Annotated in this window: 21 protein-coding genes; 9 read left to right on the forward strand and 12 right to left on the reverse strand. The window is 69.8% G+C overall.

Annotated features, from left to right (window positions below; all coding sequences use genetic code 11):
- Positions 1–4 precede the first annotated feature (4 nt).
- A complete protein-coding gene (locus OHA03_RS47800; RefSeq protein ID WP_323181185.1) occupies positions 5–1120 on the reverse strand; it encodes a hypothetical protein in 1116 nt (371 codons plus the stop codon).
- A 409-nt stretch (positions 1121–1529) separates the two neighbouring features.
- Positions 1530–2276, reverse strand: coding sequence for a SigE family RNA polymerase sigma factor (locus tag OHA03_RS09415; RefSeq protein WP_267007987.1), 747 nt, complete (start codon positions 2274–2276; stop codon positions 1530–1532).
- 181 nt (positions 2277–2457) lie between these two features.
- Here OHA03_RS09415 and afsQ1 point away from each other — a divergent pair, with 181 nt between their 5' ends.
- From afsQ1 to OHA03_RS09440, 5 genes are all read left to right on the forward strand, one after another.
- Positions 2458–3135: a two-component system response regulator AfsQ1 gene (afsQ1, locus tag OHA03_RS09420; RefSeq protein WP_189275392.1), complete on the forward strand. Its 678-nt coding sequence runs from the start codon at positions 2458–2460 to the stop codon at positions 3133–3135.
- Complete coding sequence (locus tag OHA03_RS09425; protein ID WP_267002684.1) at positions 3132–4670, forward strand: HAMP domain-containing sensor histidine kinase; 1539 nt, start codon at positions 3132–3134, stop codon at positions 4668–4670. The genes afsQ1 and OHA03_RS09425 overlap by 4 nt, the downstream gene beginning before the upstream one ends.
- Entirely contained in the window at positions 4667–5293 is a 627-nt protein-coding gene (locus tag OHA03_RS09430; RefSeq protein WP_267002685.1) for a hypothetical protein, read from the forward strand. Before OHA03_RS09425 ends, OHA03_RS09430 begins: the two co-directional genes overlap by 4 nt.
- 87 nt (positions 5294–5380) lie before the next feature.
- Positions 5381–5929, forward strand: coding sequence for a VanZ family protein (locus OHA03_RS09435; RefSeq protein ID WP_267002686.1), 549 nt, complete (start codon positions 5381–5383; stop codon positions 5927–5929).
- Between the two features lie 93 nt (positions 5930–6022).
- Positions 6023–6229: a PspC domain-containing protein gene (locus OHA03_RS09440; protein WP_267002687.1), complete on the forward strand. Its 207-nt coding sequence runs from the start codon at positions 6023–6025 to the stop codon at positions 6227–6229.
- Positions 6230–6297: 68 nt separating this feature from the next.
- Here OHA03_RS09440 and OHA03_RS09445 read toward each other — a convergent pair whose 3' ends face one another.
- Entirely contained in the window at positions 6298–6630 is a 333-nt protein-coding gene (locus tag OHA03_RS09445) for a hypothetical protein (protein WP_267002689.1), read from the reverse strand.
- Positions 6631–6765: 135 nt separating this feature from the next.
- Positions 6766–7920 (reverse strand): adenosine deaminase, encoded by a 1155-nt coding sequence (locus OHA03_RS09450; protein WP_267002691.1) that lies wholly within the window; start codon positions 7918–7920, stop codon positions 6766–6768.
- 103 nt (positions 7921–8023) lie between these two features.
- Here OHA03_RS09450 and OHA03_RS09455 point away from each other — a divergent pair, with 103 nt between their 5' ends.
- Positions 8024–8785 (forward strand): alpha/beta hydrolase, encoded by a 762-nt coding sequence (locus OHA03_RS09455; protein ID WP_267002693.1) that lies wholly within the window; start codon positions 8024–8026, stop codon positions 8783–8785.
- A 152-nt stretch (positions 8786–8937) separates the two neighbouring features.
- Here OHA03_RS09455 and OHA03_RS09460 read toward each other — a convergent pair whose 3' ends face one another.
- Positions 8938–9891: a LysR family transcriptional regulator gene (locus OHA03_RS09460; RefSeq protein WP_267002695.1), complete on the reverse strand. Its 954-nt coding sequence runs from the start codon at positions 9889–9891 to the stop codon at positions 8938–8940.
- A 62-nt stretch (positions 9892–9953) separates the two neighbouring features.
- Here OHA03_RS09460 and OHA03_RS09465 point away from each other — a divergent pair, with 62 nt between their 5' ends.
- The 3 genes from OHA03_RS09465 (at position 9954) to OHA03_RS09475 (ending at position 13161) form a co-directional block, all read left to right on the forward strand.
- Entirely contained in the window at positions 9954–11264 is a 1311-nt protein-coding gene (locus OHA03_RS09465; protein WP_267002697.1) for an MFS transporter, read from the forward strand.
- A gap of 85 nt (positions 11265–11349) precedes the next feature.
- A complete protein-coding gene (locus tag OHA03_RS09470) occupies positions 11350–12066 on the forward strand; it encodes a L,D-transpeptidase family protein (RefSeq protein WP_267002699.1) in 717 nt (238 codons plus the stop codon).
- A gap of 78 nt (positions 12067–12144) precedes the next feature.
- Entirely contained in the window at positions 12145–13161 is a 1017-nt protein-coding gene (locus OHA03_RS09475) for a sigma-70 family RNA polymerase sigma factor (protein ID WP_323181187.1), read from the forward strand.
- A gap of 60 nt (positions 13162–13221) precedes the next feature.
- Here OHA03_RS09475 and OHA03_RS09480 read toward each other — a convergent pair whose 3' ends face one another.
- From OHA03_RS09480 to OHA03_RS09510, 7 genes are all read right to left on the reverse strand, one after another.
- Positions 13222–13539 carry an STAS domain-containing protein gene (locus tag OHA03_RS09480; RefSeq protein WP_267002703.1) on the reverse strand — a complete coding sequence of 106 codons (318 nt, stop codon included), beginning with the start codon at positions 13537–13539 and terminating at the stop codon, positions 13222–13224.
- Positions 13540–13600: 61 nt separating this feature from the next.
- Positions 13601–14191, reverse strand: a complete 591-nt coding sequence (locus OHA03_RS09485) for a Uma2 family endonuclease (protein WP_267002705.1) — start codon at positions 14189–14191, stop codon at positions 13601–13603.
- Between the two features lie 97 nt (positions 14192–14288).
- Positions 14289–15566 (reverse strand): thymidine phosphorylase, encoded by a 1278-nt coding sequence (locus OHA03_RS09490; protein WP_267002707.1) that lies wholly within the window; start codon positions 15564–15566, stop codon positions 14289–14291.
- 112 nt (positions 15567–15678) lie between these two features.
- Positions 15679–16077: a cytidine deaminase gene (locus tag OHA03_RS09495; protein WP_267002709.1), complete on the reverse strand. Its 399-nt coding sequence runs from the start codon at positions 16075–16077 to the stop codon at positions 15679–15681.
- Positions 16074–17360, reverse strand: coding sequence for an ABC transporter permease (locus OHA03_RS09500; protein WP_267002711.1), 1287 nt, complete (start codon positions 17358–17360; stop codon positions 16074–16076). The genes OHA03_RS09495 and OHA03_RS09500 overlap by 4 nt, the downstream gene beginning before the upstream one ends.
- Entirely contained in the window at positions 17357–18472 is a 1116-nt protein-coding gene (locus OHA03_RS09505) for an ABC transporter permease (RefSeq protein WP_267002713.1), read from the reverse strand. The genes OHA03_RS09500 and OHA03_RS09505 overlap by 4 nt, the downstream gene beginning before the upstream one ends.
- Positions 18469–20061: an ABC transporter ATP-binding protein gene (locus tag OHA03_RS09510; RefSeq protein WP_267002715.1), complete on the reverse strand. Its 1593-nt coding sequence runs from the start codon at positions 20059–20061 to the stop codon at positions 18469–18471. The genes OHA03_RS09505 and OHA03_RS09510 overlap by 4 nt, the downstream gene beginning before the upstream one ends.
- Between the last annotated feature and the right edge of the window lie 46 nt (positions 20062–20107).

The following is a 20107-nucleotide window of genomic DNA, read 5'->3' on the forward strand; positions in this document are numbered from 1 at the left end:
GTCCTCAATCGCCGGACGGGCTTGATTTGCCGGTCTCGTTCACGCGTCCCGCGATCTCAGCACCAGCCCGCCCCCCAGCAGCGTTGCCACCGCCCAGGCGGCGAGTACCCCCAGCCCCGCCCACGGGCCGATGGGGAGGCCGTCGAGATTGACCGTGGCCTGGATGGCGAGTCCCGCCGTCATCGGGGCGATCTGCTGCAGGTGGCTGGACACCGCCGCTCAGGGTCAATGTCCCGCCGGTAAGGAGGGTGTTCAGTCCGTAGTCGAAGGCGACTGCCCGCGTGTGCCCGTCCCGCGGGGTCTTGGGGGCAGCCGACGTGGGGGCGACGTCCAGGCGCAGGCGCCCGTTGCGCAGGCGCAGGGTCGGCATGTGGAGTGCGGCCGTGACATCGATGGTGGGCGGCAGCCGGAACCGGATCAGAACCGGGTGCCAGTCAGCACGGGTGCGCGGATCGGGCCGCACCGGCAGACGTACGGTCAGGACCGCGTAGCGGGCCGGGTCCTCTTCGCAGCGGGCCAAGGTGGTCAGCTGCTTGTCCGCAGCGGACAGCACCACCTGCCACCCGCCGCCCGGCGCCGCCTCCAGCTCACAGATGTCGGCGGGCAGACACCCATGCTGGGCGCGGAAGGCGGTGATCTGCCGGGTCCGTGCCCGCAGGACCGACGCCGCAATACCCTGGCCGTCCGGACACGCCACTCGCAGTACATCCCACTCGGCATCGGTGCGCCTCATCGGGTCCGGACCGGCCGGCCAGGTCGCCAGCACCGCGTCAGTCATCTGGGTGCGCCACCACGCCGAACGTAGCACCCGCCCGGCCTGCTCCTCGGCAATCCGCCGCACCCGATCCGGCACGTACAGGCCTTCCGGCGCCGTCGCGTGCCAGCCCAGCGCACGCAGCGCCATCCACGCATTCGACGGCAACCGCACCCCCGACAGATCCTGCCCACGGGCGAGTTGAGTCAGATCGGGGCGATTCCAATGCTCGCGGGTTACCTCGGTACACATGGTCTCGACCAGCGCAGTCAGCCAGCCCACCCGCCCTGCCAGCACACCAGCGTTCAACACCTCGCCGGTGAAGGTGTCCAGTCCACGGAACGCGGACGCCGAGGCGCACGCCACCCGCTCCGTTTCCCCCTCACCCAACGGGACCTTCCGCCGCACTCCTGCACCCCCGCCCGACCGTCCACGACTGTGTCCGATCATCGGACTCACATACGTAACGCGCCCCGCCCAGAAAGGTCACCCAGCAACCGGAACAGCCCAAAGAGGCCGAAAGGATTCAGAGCAACACCGAGGAAAACCAGGCCAGTCAATCTACTGCTGGCGACCCTTTCCAGCGATTGAGGACCGGGGTCCGGGGCAGAGCCCGCGAGGACGCCCCCGCCCACCCCGCACCCATCCCCTCCCCAGACGCACCGCAGGGCCGGACAGGACCCCCCGGCCCGTCCGACCCTGCTGTGTTCCCCCGTGAACCCACCGCTTCCCCCGAAGCGGCAGGCCCCGTTTCCCCCGGTTCCCCCCGCTGCCTTCAGGCCACCAACTCGCCGAAGGACTCCTCCTCGTCACGGCCGAAGCTCAGCACCTCGTCCTCGCGCAGTCGTCGCAACGACCGCCAGATGCTCGACTTCACCGTGCCGACACTGATGCCGAGTATCGACGCGATCTCCGGGTCCGTGCGCCCCTCGTAGTACCGCAGGACCAGCATCGTGCGCTGGAGTTCCGGCAGCCGCGCCAGCGCCTGCCAGAGCACGGCGCGCAGCTCCGTACCGCGCATCGCGTCCGTGTCGCCCGCCGTCTCCGGCAGCTCCTCGGTCGGGTATTCGTTCAGCTTGCGCCGGCGCCAGGCGCTGATGTGCAGATTGGTCATGGTGCGGCGCAGGTACCCGCCGACCGCCGCCTTGTCGCTGATCCGGTCCCATGCCCGGTACGTCGAGAAGAGGGCGCTCTGCAGCAGGTCCTCGGCCTCGAACCGGTCACCGGTCAGGTGGTAGGCGGTTGCGTACAGGGAGGCGCGGCGCTCCTGGACGTAGGCCGTGAACGCCGCTTCGGCGTCCGCGGTCTCCGTCAGTGGCTTCCGCTCCCCCGGGCCCTCCCCGTACACCGCTCCCCCGTCGGCCCCCGCAGATGCGTCGACCACCGTCATGTACGACGTGTGCTGACGTCCGACACCACGAACGCACCCCCGCCCTGCGGCACCGGACTTCTCGGTGCTCCTGCCGACGTCGTGGAGACGCGTGACAACTGCGCTTGAGGTGGTGCTGTGCAGTGCGTTCATCTCGCGCCCCCCGTCGGTGGAGTCCGTCCGTTCCATGTGCCACTGAGCTTGCCCGGGCAGTTTCATGGCGCTGTCCGCCGACTGTCACAGACCTGTCACAGCCCCTCCGACCGGCGTGCCGTCCGAATGAGAGGCCTCCAACGGTCGAACTGAGGCTCTCCCATGGGCCAGAATGACCCCCGTGCCTTTCCTGTTGCTGATCGAGGACGACGACGCCATCCGCACGGCCCTCGAACTCTCGTTGTCACGCCAGGGCCACCGTGTGGCCACCGCGGCGACGGGAGAGGACGGCCTGAAACTGCTGCGCGAGCAGCGGCCGGACCTGATCGTGCTGGATGTGATGCTGCCCGGCATCGACGGTTTCGAGGTGTGCCGGCGCATCCGGCGCACCGACCAGCTGCCGATCATTCTGCTGACGGCGCGCAGCGACGACATCGACGTCGTGGTCGGACTGGAGTCCGGCGCCGACGACTATGTGGTCAAGCCCGTGCAGGGCCGGGTGCTCGACGCCCGGATCCGTGCGGTGCTGCGCCGCGGCGAGCGCGAGTCCACCGACTCGGCGACGTTCGGCAATGTGGTCATCGACCGTTCCGCGATGACGGTGACCAAGAACGGGGAGGACCTGCAGCTCACGCCGACCGAGCTGCGGCTCCTGCTGGAGCTGAGCCGCAGACCCGGACAGGCCCTGTCGCGGCAGCAGTTGCTGCGGCTGGTGTGGGAGCACGACTATCTCGGTGACTCCCGGCTCGTCGACGCCTGTGTGCAGCGGCTGCGCGCCAAGGTGGAGGACGTACCGTCCTCGCCGACCCTGATCCGTACGGTGCGGGGCGTGGGCTACCGGCTGGACTCGCCGCAGTGACCGCTGCTGCCAAGCGCAGCCTGCTCGCCGGTCTTCGCTGGACCAGTCTGCGGCTGCGGCTCGTCGTCGTGTTCGCGCTGGTGGCGCTGACCGCCGCGGTGTCCGCGTCGGGGATCGCGTACTGGCTCAACCGCGAGGCCGTGCTGACGCGTACGCAGGACGCGGCGCTCGGGGACTTCCGGCAGGAGATGCAGAACCGGGCGGCGTCGCTGCCGTTGCGCCCCACCAAGGACGATCTGCAGAACGCCGCCGTGCAGATGGCGAGCAGCAGTCCTGGTTACAGCGTGCTCCTCGTCGACAAGCGCGACGGCGACAAGCCGATCGTGGGCAACTCCAATCTGGACACGTTCACGCTCGACAACGTGCCGCTCTCGTTGCAGCAGCAGGTCAACAGGAAGCAGCCGGCGGAGGCGGGCAACACGTACCCGTACCACCTGTTCTGGCAGCGCACCTCGATCCGCGGTACGCCCTACCTGGTGGCCGGCACGAGGATCATCGGTGGTGGTCCGACCGGTTACATGCTGAAGTCGCTCGACCAGGAGCGGCAGGACCTCAACTCCCTCGCGTGGTCGCTGGGGATCGCCACCGGACTCGCTCTGGTCGGCTCCGCGCTGCTCGCGCAGGCCGCCGCGACGACGGTGCTGCGGCCGGTGCAGCGGCTCGGTGACGCGGCGCGCAAGCTCGGTGAGGGCAAGCTCGACACCCGGCTCGTGGTGTCCGGCACCGATGAACTCGCCGATCTCTCCCGTACGTTCAACAGAGCCGCGAGTTCTCTGGAGAAGAAGGTCGCGGACATGAGCGCGCGGGAGGAGTCCAGCCGCCGGTTCGTCGCCGACATGTCGCACGAACTGCGCACCCCGCTCACCGCGATCACCGCGGTCGCCGAGGTGCTGGAGGACGAGGCCGACAGCCTTGACCCGATGATCGCGCCCGCCGTGCATCTGGTGGTCAGCGAGACCAGGCGGCTGAACGACCTGGTGGAGAACCTGATGGAGGTCACCCGCTTCGACGCGGGTACGGCCCGGCTCGTCCTCGACACGGTCGATGTCGCCGACCAGGTCACCGCCTGCATCGACGCCCGCGCCTGGCTGGACGCGGTGGATCTGGACGCCGAGCGCGGCATGATGGTCCGCCTCGATCCGCGCAGGCTCGATGTGATCCTGGCGAATCTGATCGGCAACGCGCTGAAGCACGGCGGATCGCCGGTACGCGTATCGGTACGGACCGACGGCGACGAACTCGTCATCGAGGTGCGCGACCACGGCCCGGGCATCCCGGAGGACGTCCTGCCGCACGTCTTCGACCGCTTCTACAAGGCCAGTGCCTCCCGGCCGCGTTCGGAGGGCAGCGGGCTCGGTCTGTCGATCGCCATGGAGAACGCGCACATCCACGGCGGTGACATCACGGCCGCGAATTCGCCGGACGGCGACGGCGCGGTGTTCGTGCTGCGTCTGCCGCGCGATGCCGAAGAGCTCACCGGCACCGGGCGGCACCACGGAGCCGAAGCCCGGGACGACGAGGGGGACGCGACGTGAGGCGCAGCAACCGTGGTAGGCGGCGGGCGCGCCGCACGGCCGGAGCACTGGCCGGCGCCGTCGTCTGCGCCGTGCTGGCCGCCGGGTGCGGCATCAGGACCACGTCGGTGCCGGTCGACGCCGGGGCCGCGCCGTCCCGGGTGCCGTGCTCGATGTCCGCGGAGGACGTCAGCACACAGGCGATGCAGGGGATCCCGGTGCAGATCTATCTGATCTGTGCCTCGCAGCTGGTCACGGTGGACCGCTCGGTGCAGATCCACGAAGCGAAGTCGGACCGGATCCGGGTCGCGCAGGCTCTCCTCGACGAGCTTCAGGAGGAACCGGCCGCCGATGAGCGGCAGGCCGGCTTCTCCACCGACGTACCGGCGGCCCTGCAGATCAGCGGGGCCCGCGGAGACGATCCGGCGGCCGCGCTACGGCTCAGTGAGCAGCCTGAGGACCTGCCGTCGGAGGCTCTGGCACAGATCGTGTGCACGTACGCGGAGAGCGAGTCGCTGGCCTCGGACGGCACGGTGGTGCTCGGTGGGCCGGGGAATTATGCGCCGCGCGCCTATCTGTGCACCTCGGAGACGAAGGCCCGGCCGGAGGCCGTGCCGACGCTCGGCGCGGCCAAGCTGTCCTGAGGTCCGGCCCCCGGGCTGCCGTGTGGTCTTCAGGTCATCCTGGGGCGGGGCGGAACCGATCCTGCCGGTAGCCGCGTCTTGGGGGGCGTGCGTCAAGGTTCGGGCGGCCAAGCCGTCATCCGCTTCCGCGCGGTCGGGGTGTTTCTCCTCCTCGCGCATCTGCTGCTTGTCGGGTGGCTGACTCTGCGCCCGCTGGATGTGCCGTGGATGACGGCCGCCAATCTTCGGCCCTTCGCCGGTATAAGGACGGACCTGTCCCTCGGCCCGGTCGAGGCGGCGCACCGGATCGGTGAGGGGTTGCTGCTGCTGGCGCCGCTGGGGGTGCTGCTGCCCATGGCCGGGGGACGGCTCCATGTGTCCCCGTGGGCCTCGCTGGCCCGTACCGTCGCCGCCGGGTCGCTGATCTCGCTGACGATCGAGCTGGCGCAGACCGGCGTGCCGGGTCAGGTCGTCGATGTCGACTCGCTGCTGCTGAACACCGTGGGTGTGGGGCTCGCCCATCTGCTGGTCGTGCCGGTGTGCCGGAAGCGGCTGCGCCGCCGCGGCCAGGACCGGGTACGACCGGTTCCCCGACCCAGGGACGAGTCGCCTCAGGGGTCGACCCCTACGATTTCCAGGGTCGGCATCGCACCGTAGAGCGACGCTTTGCCCCTGTTCGCCGGGCCACCATGGATACCCGGGGAGCACGACGGAGCTGCTCCTCAGCAACGGTTCGCGAAGGAGCCCACCATGGCCGCTCTTGCCCGCCCCCGTGACGGACGCATGATCGGCGGAGTGTGCGCAGCGCTGGCACGGCGCTTCGGCACATCCGCGGGGACCATGCGCGTGATCTTCCTCGTTTCGTGTCTGCTGCCGGGCCCGCAGTTCCTGCTCTATCTGGCGCTGTGGCTGCTGCTGCCGGTCGAGAAGGCGTCGGCGGCCACCACCGCCTGGTAGTCCCGGGACATACGTGAGTGGGGCGGGCACCCGGTCCGGGTGCCCGCCCCACTCACGTATGCGCGAGGTCAGCCGCCGAGCGGAAGACCATTGGTCGACAGGCCGCTGGTGGTCATGCCACCGGCGGGCAGCCCGCCGAGCAGGCCCTTGGCCGGGGCGGTGGCGCCGTTGAGGATCTCGGTCTGGCCACTGCCGAGGAGCTTCGTGGCCGTGTCCTGAACCGGCAGGGACTGGGTGGCGGTCCCCAGCGCGGAGCCGGCGATCGGCAGAGCGGCGGTCGGCAGGGCGGAGGTCGCGGTGTCGAGGGGAAGCGCGGCGGCGGAGGCCGTACCGGCGGCGGCAGCGGCGAAAGCGGCACCGAGAGCGGCGACACCGAGAGTCCTGGCAGCAGACTGCTTCATGTGAAATTCATCCTTGAGGAAGGGGATGCGAGCGGCTCTGCAAACTAGCCAGCGCACTACCCCTACCGCAAACATGACGGACGCAGCAAACGGCCGGGATCTGATCTTCCCGGCCGTTTGTCACAGAAGCGTAATTCAGCCCGCGGAAGCGGAAGATGCGCTGGTCGCAGCGGTCTGCTCGAAGAGCCACTCCGACTTCAGCTCGGCATATCCGGGCTTGATCACGTCATTGATCATCGCCAGACGTTCATCGAAAGGAATGAACGCTGATTTCATCGCATTGACTGTGAACCACTGAATGTCGTCGAGCGTGTATCCGAAGGTCTCGGTCAGCCGCTCGAATTCCTGACTCATGGTCGTACCGCTCATCAGCCGGTTGTCCGTATTCACGGTGGCCCTGAAGTGCAGCCTGCGCAGCAGCCCGATCGGGTGCTCGGCGTACGAGGCGGCGGCGCCGGTCTGGAGGTTGGAGGTCGGGCACATCTCCAGCGGGATGCGCTTGTCCCGTACGTACGAGGCGAGACGGCCGAGCGTCACACTGCCGTCCTCGGCGACCTCGATGTCGTCGATGATGCGGACGCCGTGGCCGAGCCGGTCTGCGCCGCACCACTGGAGCGCCTGCCAGATCGACGGCAGGCCGAAGGCCTCACCCGCGTGGATGGTGAAGTGGTTGTTCTCGCGCTTGAGGTACTCGAAGGCGTCGAGGTGACGGGTGGGTGGGTAGCCCGCCTCGGCACCCGCGATGTCGAAGCCGACGACGCCCAGATCCCGGTAGCGGTTGGCGAGTTCGGCGATCTCCAGGGCGCGGGCGGCGTGCCGCATCGCGGTGAGAAGGGCGCCCACCCGGATCCGGTTGCCGTCCAGCCGGGCCCGGCGCTCACCCTCGCGGAAGCCCTCGTTGACCGCTTCGACGACCTCTTCGAGGGTCAGCCCGGCTTCCAGGTGCTGCTCGGGGGCGTACCGCACCTCCGCGTAGACGACACCATCCGCCGCGAGGTCCTCGGCACACTCCGCGGCCACCCGGACCAGTGCCTCGCGGGTCTGCATGACGGCGCAGGTGTGGGCGAACGTCTCCAGGTAGCGCTCCAGCGAGCCGGAGTCGGCCGCCTCGTGGAACCAGATGCCGAGCTTGTCCGCTTCGGTCTCGGGAAGGGCTTCGTAGCCCGCGTCACGGGCCAGGTCGATGATCGTGCCGGGACGCAGACCGCCGTCGAGGTGGTCGTGGAGCAGCACCTTGGGGGCGCGCCGGATCTGGTCGGGGCCGGGCACATGGAGGGTCGGGCTCATCATCTGGGCACTCTAACGCCTACGCGCGTAGAGCGCCGCGCGCCGATACGTAACGGTGACCGCAAATACGGGTGGAGTACACCTGTCCTTCTGACACTGTTCTGTCATGGCACAGCGCGCACTCCCCCTGCCTGCTCCGAGGCTGGGACGGGCCGTGAAGACGGCCGGAGCACAACCTGCGGTCAGCGGCGTGGTCCTGCTGCTCCCGGACGGCGAGGCCGACTCGCACCGCCGCCCTTCCCCTCTGTCGTACGCGCTCCAGTTGCCGCTCGCCCGCACCCTGGCACGCGCCGGCCAGGACGACGGGCTCGCCGCGCATGTCGTGCGCTACCGCTGCCGCGGCTGGAACGCCACGGACGCGCAGCTCGCGGCGGACGCCGAGTGGGCGGTGGAGGAGGTCGTGCGACGGTACGGCGACGTCCCCGTCTGCCTGGCCGGTCACGGCATGGGCGGCCGTGCGGCGCTGCGTGCGGGCGGCCACCCTGCGGTCAACTCGGTGCTGGCGATGGCCCCTTGGCTGCCCGAGGACCCGTCGGTCGAGCCGGAACCGGTGAAACATCTGCTGGGCCGCCAGGTATTGCTCGTCCACGGCACGAACGACGCGCGCTCCGACCCTGAGTTGTCGTTCCGGCTGGCCCAGCGCGCCAAGAAGGCCAACCGGGACACCTGCCGCTTCGAGGTCCACTCGGACGGCCACTCCCTGCGCCAGCACCGGGCCGAAGTGGTGGCGCTGGCAGTGGACTTCGTACGGGGATCGCTGTTCGGACGGACATATGCCCGCCCGGTCGCCGACGCCCTGGCGGCGCCCCCGCCTCTGGGACTGCGGATGCCCCTGGCGTCGGGATTCGGGCGGTCGTTGAAGTCCTAGGGCACGCGGGACGCCCTGTGGCCGCCCGAGGTGTCAGGGGCGGCAGAGCGACGAGCCGGCTTGCACACCACTCGGAAGGGCTTCGCGCCGCAGCCCCGATCCTGGACACCCGGAATCCGCTGCCCGACTTCTCCCACACGCGCCACCGCCCGTCAGTCCGGCAGCAGGTGCCCCCGGCGCGACAGCAGGAACTGCTTGAACGCCGCCACCGGGGGTGTGTCCGGGTGGCCGTCCAGCCAGGCCACGCCGATCTCACGGGCCGCGCGCGGGGCCGTGACCGTCAGTTCGACGACGCCCGGGCGGGCCACCGCGGGCGGCGGCAGCAGGGCCACGCCCAGGCCGGCGGCCACCAGGCCGCGCAGGGTCTCCGCCTCCTCGCCCTCGAACGCCACACGGGGCGTGAAGCCCGCCTCCGCACACAGGTCGTCGGTGATCCGCCGCAGGCCGTACCCCGGCTCCAGGGTCACGAACGCCTCGTCGGCGGCCTCGGCCAGGCGGATGCGCCTGCGGGAGGCGAGGCGGTGGTCGTCGGGGACGACCAGGCGCAGCCGCTGCTCGTCGAGGCGGCGGGCCACCAGGTCGGGGGCGTCCGGGACGGGTGAGGTGAGGCAGAGGTCGAGGCCGCCGGCCCGGAGCCGCTCGATCATCGCCTCGCCGTAGTTCTGCACGAGTTGGAAGCGCACGCGGGGATGGTCGGCGCGGAAGGCCCGGATCAGCGCGGGAACGGTCTCCGAGCCCATCGTGTGCAGGAACCCGAAGGCCACCTTGCCCGCGGTCGGATCGGCGTCGGCCCGTACCGACTCCGCGGCCCGCTCCACCTCGGCGAGGGCACGCTCGGCGGAGCCCAGGAAGGTACGGCCCGCGGGGGTGAGGGAAACGGTACGGCCCCTGCGGGCGAACAGGGCTACCCCCAGGTCCTGTTCCAGCCTGACCATCGCCCGCGACAGGGTGGACTGCGGGACGCCGAGCTCGTGCGCGGCGCGGGTGACGTGCTCGTGGCGGGCCACCGCCTCGAAGTAGGCGAGCCGCGGCGCGAGGACGGCGCGAATGTCTTCTTCGTAACTACTCGGTGACAGCCGAGGCTGTGAGCTGCGTTCATGCACCATGGGATTGATTATCGCAAGTTCGTGCATTGGACGCATGAATCGGAGCGATCTACTTTCGAGGTATGCCTCCTGCCAGTACCAAGGCGTCCACCCTCACGCTGGACGCCTCAGCCCCGTCATCGCCCGTCGCCCCCGCTGCCGCCGCCGTTCCGGACCGGCTGGAGCCCGGCGGCCCCGGCTACCGCCGGATGAGCTTCGCGCTCTTCGCCGCCGGTGTCGCGACGTTCGCACTCCTCTACTCCACCCAGGCACTGCTGCCCGCCGTCTCCGCCGGTTTCGGCGCCACGGCCGGACAGGCCAGCTGGACGGTCTCCGCGGCGACGGGTGCGCTGGCGTTGTGTGTGCTGCCGATGAGTGCGCTCTCCGAGCGGTTCGGACGGCGGCAGCTGATGACCGCCTCGCTGACGGTCGCCGTACTGGTGGGCCTGCTCGTACCGTTCGCCCCCTCGCTCGGCTGGCTGATCGCCCTGCGCGCCGTCCAGGGCGCGGCACTGGCCGGGCTGCCCGCCTCCGCGATGGCGTACCTGGCCGAGGAGGTACGGCCGAAGGCGCTGGTCGCCGCGATCGGACTGTTCGTGGCGGGCAACAGCATCGGCGGCATGAGCGGCCGCATCCTCACCGGCTGGATCGCCCAGCTGTGGGGCTGGCGGGCAGCACTCGGCGCGGTCGGACTGCTGGCCGTGGCCTGCGCGGTCGTCTTCCACTTCATGATCCCGAAGGCCCGTAACTTCACGCCCGGCACACTGAACCCGAAGGCCCTGGCGAAGACGGTGGGCGGACACCTCGCCGATCCGCTGCTACGCAGGCTGTACGCGATCGGCGCCCTGTTCATGACGGTGTTCGGCGCGGTCTACACGGTGATCGGCTACCGGCTGATCGGCGAACCGTTCAACCTCCCGCAGGGCGTCATCGGCTCGATCTTCCTGGTCTACCTCGTCGGTACGGTGTCGTCCGCCGCGGCCGGCAGGCTCGTCGCCCGGCTCGGCCGCCGGGGCGCGCTCTACCTGGCCGTCTCCACCACGGCTGCCGGTCTGCTGCTCTCGCTCGCCGACCAGTTGGCCGCCGTACTGCTCGGCCTGGTCCTGATCACGGCGGGCTTCTTCGCAGGCCACGCGGTCGCCTCGTCGTCCGTGAGCCGGACCGCGACGAAGGGCCGGGCGCAGGCGTCGGCGCTCTACCAGTCCGCGTACTACCTGGGCTCCAGCGCGGGCGGCACGCTCGGCGCGATCGCCTTCCACGCCGGTGGCTGGGCGGGCACGGTGTCCATGGGACTGCTCGCGGTCCTCGGCGTCGTCTCGATCACGCTGTACGGGTCGCGGGTCGCCCGGGCCGAGCGACACCGGCTCGTACCGGTGGCGTCCGTACAGAACTGAGACATACGGCGCACAACCATCCACTCCCCGACGCGCGTCTAGCAGGCGGAACCACCGCACAGCGCGCGAAGGGGAGTTGGCGTACATGGGAGTCGTAGGGAACATACGGGGAGTCCGGATGCGGCGCGCGGTGGCGCTGTCCGTCGCCGGACTGATGGCAGCACCGGTGCTCGTGCTCGGATCGGGCGCCTCCGCGCAGGCCGCATCCTGCACCACGTCCACCGGGCCGTACCAGAAGCAGGTCGAGAACTACCTGCACCGGACGGTCGACGGCAAGCAGTCGGCAGCCGACTGCAAGGCGATCCAGTCGTTCCAGCGCACCTACGGGATCACCCCGGACATCGGGTACGCGGGACCGATCACCTGGCAGACGATGAAGACGCTCACGGCCCAGAAGGCGGCCGGCAAGAACCCCAACAAGGACAAGAAGTGCCCCACCAACAAGGGGCGCATCGCGTGCGTGGACCTGACCCGGCAGCTGAGCTGGATCCAGGACGGCGCCAAGCTGAAGTACGGCCCGGTGCCGATCCGCAGCGGGCGGAACGGGTACGAGACCCGCACCGGGTCGAAGAAGATCTATCTGCGGCACATCAAGCACTGGTCGTCGCTCTACCACGTGTGGATGCCGTACTCGCAGTTCTTCGACGGCGGGCAGGCGTTCCACTCGGTCGGTCTGAAGATGTGGAACCCGCCGGGGTCGCACGGCTGCGTCAACATGCGGGACGCGGACGCCAAGGCATATTGGAATCTGCTGAAGAACGGCGACGACGTGTACGTGTACGGGCGCAAGCCCGGAACGTGACCATAACGCGAGCGGCTTCGGTACTTCCCGCCCCCGTTGTCAGTGGCCTCCTGTAGCTTCCGAAGTGCCGAGTGAGCGGTGACACAACGCAACAGGGGTGGAGCGATGAGTGATCTGACGGCAGCGGCGGACATCGACAGCCGTCTGGAGGGACACCGGGTCGAGCTGACCGGTTACTGCTACCGGATGCTCGGCTCGGCCTTCGAGGCGGAGGACGCCGTACAGGACACGCTGGTGCGCGCCTGGCGCAACTTCGAGAAGTTCGAGGGCCGTTCCTCGCTGCGCTCCTGGCTGTACCGGATCGCCACCAACGTCTGCCTCGACATGCTGAACGCGGGGAAGAAGAGGGCCCGGCCGGTCGATCTGACGGGCCCGACACCGCTCGCCCGGGCCGCGCTCAACCCACTGCCGGAGAACACCTGGCTGGAGCCGATGCCGGACGGGCGGATCCTGCCGTCGGTGGCCGACCCCGCGGAGGCCGCGGTGGTACGGGAGTCGGTGCGCCTCGCGTTCGTCGCCGCGCTGCAGCATCTACCGCCCAAGCAGCGGGCCGTGCTGATCCTGCGCGAGGTGCTGGCCTGGAGGGCGAGCGAGGTCGCCGAGCTGCTCGACACCTCGGTCGCCTCGGTCAACAGCGCCCTGCAGCGGGCCAGGGCGACCCTCGCCGAGAACGAGGGACTGACCGCCGACACCGCGGACCCGCTCGACGAGGAGCAGCGCAAGCTCCTCGAGCGGTACGTGGCGGCGTTCGAGGGCTATGACATGGCGGCGCTGACCGCGCTGCTCCATGAGGACGCCGTGATGACGATGCCGCCGTTCGACCTCTGGCTCCAGGGGCACCACGACATCACGGGCTTCATGGTCTCCATCGGCGCGGGCTGCGAGGGCTCCCGCCTGGTGGCGACCGCGGCGAACGGCACCCCGGCTTTCGCCCACTACAAGCCGAATCCGGACGGCCCCGGCTTCGTGCCGTGGGCGGTGCAGGTCATCGACATCTCGGACGGTGCGATCACCGGACTGCACTGCTTCCTGGACACACCCCGCTGGTTCACGCTCTTCGGTCTGCCGGACCACCTCGAGGCCGACCGGGCGTGAGGCGGGGCACAGGGCGGAGGAACGCGTCGGAGGCGGGCTGAGCGGCGCGGGGCCGGAGGCTCAGTCCCGGCACCGCTCCTCCACGTTCACGACGTCGGCCAGCCCCACCAACTCCAGCAGGTTCCGCAGTTCGGGCGGCACATTGCGCAGCCGCAGCCGTCTGCCGCCCGCCCGTCGCGCGACAAGCCCCAGCCGCGCTATCGCCTCGACCAGGACCAGATCCGCCTGTACGACCCCGCCCAGGTCGCAGTCCACCCCGGCGTCCGGGTCGCGGACCCCGCCCTCGGAGTCGTACAGCAGGGACTCCAGCTCGGCGCAGAGCGCCGGCACGTCGGGCCCGGTGACGCGACCGGCGATGACCAGAGCCTTCGGGGTCATGGGATCCACACGAAGGAGACCGCCGCAACGCCCGGAACTCATCGCTGCGCGACGCGGCTTCTCAACTGACCGGAAAGACCCCGGTGTCCAGATCCAGCCGGAACGGCTCCGGCAAGGTCAGCTTCTCCCCGTACTCGACCGCGTCCAGGACCCGGTAGGTGCCATCGCCGGGTTCGCCGTACAGGGTGGCGGTCGGGCGGCCGGAGTGCCACGGGTCGAGAAGCAGGAACAGCTCGACACCCGCCTTCGCGTATCCGTGCGCCTTGCCGATGCGGTCGTGGTTGGCATTGTCCCGAGAGGTGATCTCGACGACGAGCCGGGCCTCTTCCGCCGGTACGCGGTTGCCCGGCCCGGTCGCCACGGCACGCGGCAGGACAACGAGATCAGGGATGTAGAGCCCGGCCCGTCCCGGCACCGAGACAGCGAGGGTCTGGAAGATCTCCCAGTCCTCCGGAATCACGGAGTAGAGCCTGCGCTGCAGCAGCGCCGCAGTGAGATTGTGGTCCTTGGACGGCGGTGGCGACACGGTGACGATCCCCTCGATGATCTCCACCTTGCAGCCCTCAGGCGCGTCCGTCTCCTCCCAGATCCGGACGAGGTCGTCCCAGCCGTGGCCGCTGCCCGGCACAGGGTCGACGGTGAGTGCGCCCATGGCGGTCTCCTCTATCGGTGCGTCACCGAGTCCAGCATGCCGAACGGGACCGGCAGCAGTCCACCGGTCCCGTTCACCCGTACGGGTAAGCCGCAGGTCAGGCGATACGTTCCCGCACCACCGGGGTGGCGGTGAACTCCGTGCCGGCCGGGGCGATGTCGAACGACCCGGGCAGGGCCTTCAGCGCGTACTCGAACTTCTCCGGGGTGTCCGTGTGCAGTGTCAGCAGCCGCTGGCCCTTGGTCACCGTGTCGCCCGGCTTGGCGTGCATTTCGATGCCCGCGCCCGCCTGTACCGGGTCCTCCTTGCGGGCCCGGCCCGCGCCGAGGCGCCAGGCGGCGACGCCGATGTCGTACGCGTCGAGACGGGTCAGTACGCCGGAGGTGTGGGCCGCCACCACATGCTGCTCGCGGGCGACCGGGAGCGTGGCGTCCGGGTCACCGCCCTGGGCGGAGATCATCCGGCGCCAGACGTCCATCGCGGAGCCGTCGGCCAGGGCCTTCTCCGGGTCGGCGTCCTTGAGTCCGGCCGCGTCGAGCATCTCGCGGGCCAGGGCGAGGGTGAGGTCGATGACATCCTTGGGGCCGCCGCCGGCCAGGACCTCGACCGACTCACGGACCTCAAGCGCGTTGCCCGCGGTCAGGCCGAGCGGGGTGGCCATGTCGGTGAGGAGCGCGACCGTCCGCACGCCGCTGTCGGTGCCCAGCGCGACCATGGTCGAGGCCAGTTCACGGGCGTCCTCGATGGTCTTCATGAAGGCGCCGGAGCCGACCTTGACGTCCAGGACCAGCGCGCCGGTGCCCTCGGCGATCTTCTTGGACATGATCGAGCTGGCGATCAGCGGGATGGCCTCGACGGTGCCGGTGACATCGCGGAGCGCGTACAGCTTCTTGTCGGCGGGGGCCAGACCGTCACCGGCGGCGCAGATCACGGCGCCGGTGGTGTCCAGGACGTCGAGCATCTCGGCGTTCGAGAGGTGGGCGCGCCAGCCGGAGATGGACTCCAGCTTGTCGAGAGTGCCGCCGGTGTGGCCGAGACCGCGGCCGCTGAGCTGCGGCACCGCGGCTCCACAGGCCGCGACCAGCGGGGCGAGCGGCAGGGTGATCTTGTCGCCGACGCCGCCGGTGGAGTGCTTGTCGGTGGTGGGGCGGGAGAGCGAGTCGAAGTTCATCCGCTCGCCGGAGGCGATCATTGCGGCGGTCCACCGGGCGATCTCCGTACGGTTCATACCGTTCAGCAGGATCGCCATGGCCAGTGCGGACATCTGCTCGTCGGCGACCTCGCCGCGGGTGTAGGCGTCGATGACCCAGTCGATCTGCTCGGGGGTCAGCTCGCCCCGGTCGCGCTTGGTGCGGATGACGGAGATGGCGTCCATGTCCTGGGAGTCCTTCCGGCCGGTACGTACGCAGGAGTCCCGAATGACTCTACGCGCATAGAGGGTGGATAAGGGTGTGGCCCTCCCAACGGGCGGGAGGGCCACAGCAGTTCTACTTCAGATGGTCCGGGCCGAAGGCCTGCGGCAGCATGTCGTCGAGCGTGCGGAGGCCGTCCGGGGTCTCCAGGACGAGCTCGGGCCCGCCGAACTCGTACAGCAGCTGCCGGCACCTGCCGCACGGGACCAGGATCTCGCCCGCCCCGTCCACACAGGTGAAGTGGGTCAGCCGGCCGCCGCCGGTGGCGTTGAGCTGCGAGACCAGGCCGCACTCGGCGCACAGGCTCAGTCCGTACGAGGCGTTCTCGACGTTGCAGCCGACCACCGTGCGGCCGTCGTCGACGCGCGCCGCGACGCCTACCGGGTAGCCCGAGTAGGGGGCGTACGCCCGGGACATGGCGTCCCGGGCGGCGACGCGCAGGGCGTCCCAGTCGACGTCGGCGGCCGCGGTCACTTGCCCTGGCCCTTCCGGTACCGCATGCCGTCCGCCTTCGGCATCCGCAGTCGCTGCGCGGAGAGAGAGAGGACGAGCAGCGTGACGATGTAGGGGGTGGCGCTCACGAACTCGGTGGGCACCGTGTCCGTGGCGAGGTACCACACCAGCACGGCGACGGCGACGACGGCGCTGGCCACGCCCTGGACGAAGCTCTTGCGGTAGAGCTTCAAGGCGGCGAGCGCGGCCAGCACGACGAACAGCAGGAGCAGCAGCGCGTGGACGGACTCGCCGCCGTTGCGCAGCTGGAGCGCGTCGGCGAAGCCGAACAGGCCCGCACCCATGGCGAGTCCGCCGGGCCGCCAGTTACCGAAGATCATCGCGGCGAGACCGATGTATCCGCGTCCGCCGGTCTGGCCCTCGTTGTAGATGTGCGAGGTCACCAGGGAGAGGAAGGCACCGCCGAGTCCGGCCATGCCGCCCGAGATGATCACCGCGATGTACTTGTAGCGGTAGACGTTCACGCCGAGCGATTCGGCGGCGACCGGGTTCTCGCCGCAGGAGCGCAGCCGCAGCCCGAACGAGGTCTTCCACAGGACGAAGAAGGTCACGACGAAGAGGACCGCGGCCAGGATCGTCAGCAGCGACACATTGGTGATCAGACCGCCGATGACACCGGCCACGTCGGAGACGAAGAACCAGTGATGCTTCTCGATCGAGTGCAGCCAGCCCGACAGGCCGGGAATCGTCACGGAGGTGATGTCGTCGGCCGGCGGTGACTGCTTGGGGCTGCCACCCTTGGCCGCCGCCTCACCCGTGTTGAACCAGAGCTTGGCGAAGTAGGTGGTGAACCCGAGCGCCAGGATGTTGATGGCGATACCGGAGATGATGTGGTCGACACCGAAGGTGACGGTCGCGACGGCGTGCAGCAGCCCGCCGAGCATGCCGCCGATGACCCCGGCCAGCACACCGAGCCAGGGGCTGGTCTGCCAGCCGGCCCAGGCACCGAAGAACGTGCCGAGGATCATCATGCCTTCGAGGCCGATGTTGACCACACCGGCCCGCTCGGCCCACAGGCCGCCGAGACCGGCGAGCCCGATCGGCACGGCCATCGCGAGCGCCGCGCTGATCTGCCCGGCAGAGGTGACGTCCTGCGCGCCGGTGATGGCGCGCACCGCTGACAGCGCGAGCAGCGCGCCCGCGACGATCAGCAGGACGACGGGGAAGGAGAGGCGGGTGCGGCCGCTGCCACCGGAGACCTTGGGGGCCGCGGGCGGCGGGGTGGAAGTCGCCGTGGCGGTCACGCCGACACCTCCTGCTGGTCGGAGTTACGGGCGGCCTGTGCGGCGAGTTCCGCGCCGACCTTGCTCTGCTGGCGCTTGAGTCCGTAGCGGCGGACGACTTCGTACGCGATGACGACGCACAGGACGATGACGCCCTGGATGACGCCGACGATCTCCTTGTCGTACCCCTCGAACTCGAGCTTTCCGGTGCCGCGCTCCAGGAAGCCCCAGAGCAGCGCGCCGAGCGCGATGCCGACGGGGTGGTTGCGGCCGAGGAGGGCGATGGCGATGCCGGTGAAGCCGATACCGATGGGGAAGTCGCCGCTGTACTCGTAGCTGTCGTTGAGCAGCGTCGGCATGCCGATGAGGCCGGCCACCGCGCCGGAGATCAGCATCGAGGTGACGACCATCTTCTTGACGTCGACACCGCTGGCCTCGGCCGCGGAGCCGGACTGGCCGACGGTACGCAGATCGAAGCCGAACCGGGTGCGCGAGAGCGTGAACCAGTAGGCGATGCCCGCGACGATCGCGACCACGATGAAGCCCCAGACGGGCGTCGGGGTGGTCGGGAACTCGAAGAAGTGCGAGGACTCCGGGAGCGGGTTGGTGGAGATCTTCGTGCCGGCCTCGTCGAGGTGACCGAGGCGGCCCTGCTGGAGCAGGTAGCCGATGACGGCGGTCGCGATGGCGTTCAGCATGATCGTCGAGACGACCTCGCTGACGCCCCGGGTGACCTTGAGGACACCGGCGATCCCGGCCCACATCGCGCCGACGATCATCGCGGTGAGGATGATCAGCGGGATCTGGAGGGCGCCCGGCAGGGTCAGCGCGCCACCGACGGCGGCGGCGAAGAAGGCGGCGAGGCGGTACTGGCCGTCGACGCCGATGTTGAAGAGGTTCATCCGGAAGCCGACGGCAACCGCGAGACCTGCGAGGTAGTACGTCGTCGCCTTGTTGAGGATGTAGACCTGGCTGTCCGACTTCACCCCGTAGTCGAACATGATGCCGAACGCGCTGAACGGTTCCTTGCCGGTGGCGGCCAGCACGAGGGCGGTCACCAGGAACGCGACCACGATCGCGAGTACGGGGGCCGCGATCCCCAGGAGCAGCCGCTCCTTGTCGAACTTCTTCATCGGTCCTCTCCCCCGTTCCGGGGGTCGGTGTCGGCGGAGTCCGGACGGGACTCCGCATCCGTACCGGACTCGGTCGGCGCCTCGAGATGGCCGCTGGCCGCTCCCGTCATCGCCGAGCCGAGCTCTTCCGGGGTGATGGTCGCCGGGTCGGCGTCCGCGACCAGCCGGCCGCGGTACATGACGCGCAGGGTGTCGGAGAGCCCGATCAGCTCGTCCAGGTCGGCGGAGATCAGCAGCACCGCCAGACCCTCGCGACGCGCCTCGCGGATCTGGTCCCAGATCTGCGCCTGCGCGCCGACGTCCACGCCCCGGGTGGGGTGCGCGGCGATCAGCAGCTTCGGGGAGTGGCTCATCTCGCGGCCGACGATCAGCTTCTGCTGGTTGCCGCCGGAGAGCGAGGCCGCTGTGACCTCGATGCCGGGGGTGCGGACGTCGTACTCGCGCACGATCCGCTCGGTGTCCGCGCGGGCCGCCTTGAGGTCGAGGAACGCGCCCTTGCTGTTGGGCCGCTCGGTGACATGACCGAGGATGCGGTTCTCCCAGAGCGGGGCTTCCAGCAGCAGTCCGTGCCGGTGGCGGTCCTCCGGGATGACGGCCATGCCGTCCTCCCGGCGCTTGCGCGTCGGGGTTCGGGAGATGTCGGCGCCGTCCAGGGTGAGCACGCCGTGGTCGAGGGCGCGCATGCCCATGATGGCGTCGACCAGTTCGGACTGGCCGTTGCCCTCGACGCCCGCGATGCCGAGGACCTCGCCCTTGTGGATGGTGAAGGTGATGCCGTCGAGCACGGCACGCACCACTCCGTCCGGGTCGGTCGCGGTCAGTCGCAGGTCGTCGACGGTGAGCATCGGCGTGTCGGTGACGGTCGACTCGCGGGTCTCCGGCGACGGCAGCTCGCTGCCGACCATCAGCTCGGCGAGCTGCTTGGTCGTGGTGTTCGCCGGGTCGGCGGTGCCCACCGTCGTACCGCGCCGGATCACCGTGATCTCGTCGGCGACGGAGAGCACCTCGCCGAGCTTGTGCGAGATGAAGATGACGGTCAGGCCTTCGGCCTTGAGCTCGCGCAGGTTGTCGAAGAGTCCGTCGACCTCCTGCGGCACGAGGACGGCGGTCGGCTCGTCGAGGATCAGCGTGCGGGCACCGCGGTAGAGGACCTTGAGGATTTCCACGCGCTGGCGGTCGGCGACGCCGAGGTCCTCGACCATGGCGTCCGGACGGACGCCGAGGCCGTACGCGTCGGAGATCTCCTTGATCCTGGCGCGGGCCCGGTCGCCGATCCCGAACAGCTTCTCGGAGCCGAGGACGACGTTCTCCAGGACGGTCAGGTAGTCGGCGAGCATGAAGTGCTGGTGCACCATGCCGATGCCGCGTGCGATGGCGTCGCCGGGGTTGTGGAACGAGACCTGCTCGCCGTCCACCGCGATGGTGCCCTCGTCCGGCTTCTGCATGCCGTACAGGATCTTCATCAGAGTGGACTTGCCGGCGCCGTTCTCGCCGACGAGAGCGTGGACGGTGCCGCGGCGCACGGTGATGTCGATGTCGTGGTTGGCCACGACCCCGGGGAATCGCTTGGTGATGCCGCGGAGCTCCACGGCATGAGGACTGCTGGACGCGTTGATGACGCACTCTCCTTGACAG

Origin of the sequence: Streptomyces sp. NBC_00154 (genome assembly GCF_026342835.1) — a bacterium.
GTDB lineage: Bacteria > Actinomycetota > Actinomycetes > Streptomycetales > Streptomycetaceae > Streptomyces.

Bases quoted from the DNA above. Each gene is read 5' to 3' on its own strand.
- OHA03_RS09450 (WP_267002691.1), bottom strand. From the start codon at position 7,920: ATGATGAGCCCGACCCTCCATGTGCCCGGCCCCGACCAGATCCGGCGC.
- OHA03_RS09490 (WP_267002707.1), bottom strand. From the start codon at position 15,566: ATGGACGCCATCTCCGTCATCCGCACCAAGCGCGACCGGGGCGAGCTG.
- OHA03_RS09445 (WP_267002689.1), bottom strand. From the start codon at position 6,630: ATGAAGCAGTCTGCTGCCAGGACTCTCGGTGTCGCCGCTCTCGGTGCC.
- OHA03_RS09470 (WP_267002699.1), top strand. From the start codon at position 11,350: ATGGGAGTCGTAGGGAACATACGGGGAGTCCGGATGCGGCGCGCGGTG.
- OHA03_RS09455 (WP_267002693.1), top strand. From the start codon at position 8,024: ATGGCACAGCGCGCACTCCCCCTGCCTGCTCCGAGGCTGGGACGGGCC.
- OHA03_RS09480 (WP_267002703.1), bottom strand. From the start codon at position 13,539: ATGACCCCGAAGGCTCTGGTCATCGCCGGTCGCGTCACCGGGCCCGAC.
- OHA03_RS09505 (WP_267002713.1), bottom strand. From the start codon at position 18,472: ATGAAGAAGTTCGACAAGGAGCGGCTGCTCCTGGGGATCGCGGCCCCC.
- OHA03_RS09460 (WP_267002695.1), bottom strand. From the start codon at position 9,891: ATGGTGCATGAACGCAGCTCACAGCCTCGGCTGTCACCGAGTAGTTAC.
- OHA03_RS09415 (WP_267007987.1), bottom strand. From the start codon at position 2,276: ATGAACGCACTGCACAGCACCACCTCAAGCGCAGTTGTCACGCGTCTC.
- OHA03_RS09485 (WP_267002705.1), bottom strand. From the start codon at position 14,191: ATGGGCGCACTCACCGTCGACCCTGTGCCGGGCAGCGGCCACGGCTGG.
- OHA03_RS09465 (WP_267002697.1), top strand. From the start codon at position 9,954: ATGCCTCCTGCCAGTACCAAGGCGTCCACCCTCACGCTGGACGCCTCA.
- OHA03_RS09440 (WP_267002687.1), top strand. From the start codon at position 6,023: ATGGCCGCTCTTGCCCGCCCCCGTGACGGACGCATGATCGGCGGAGTG.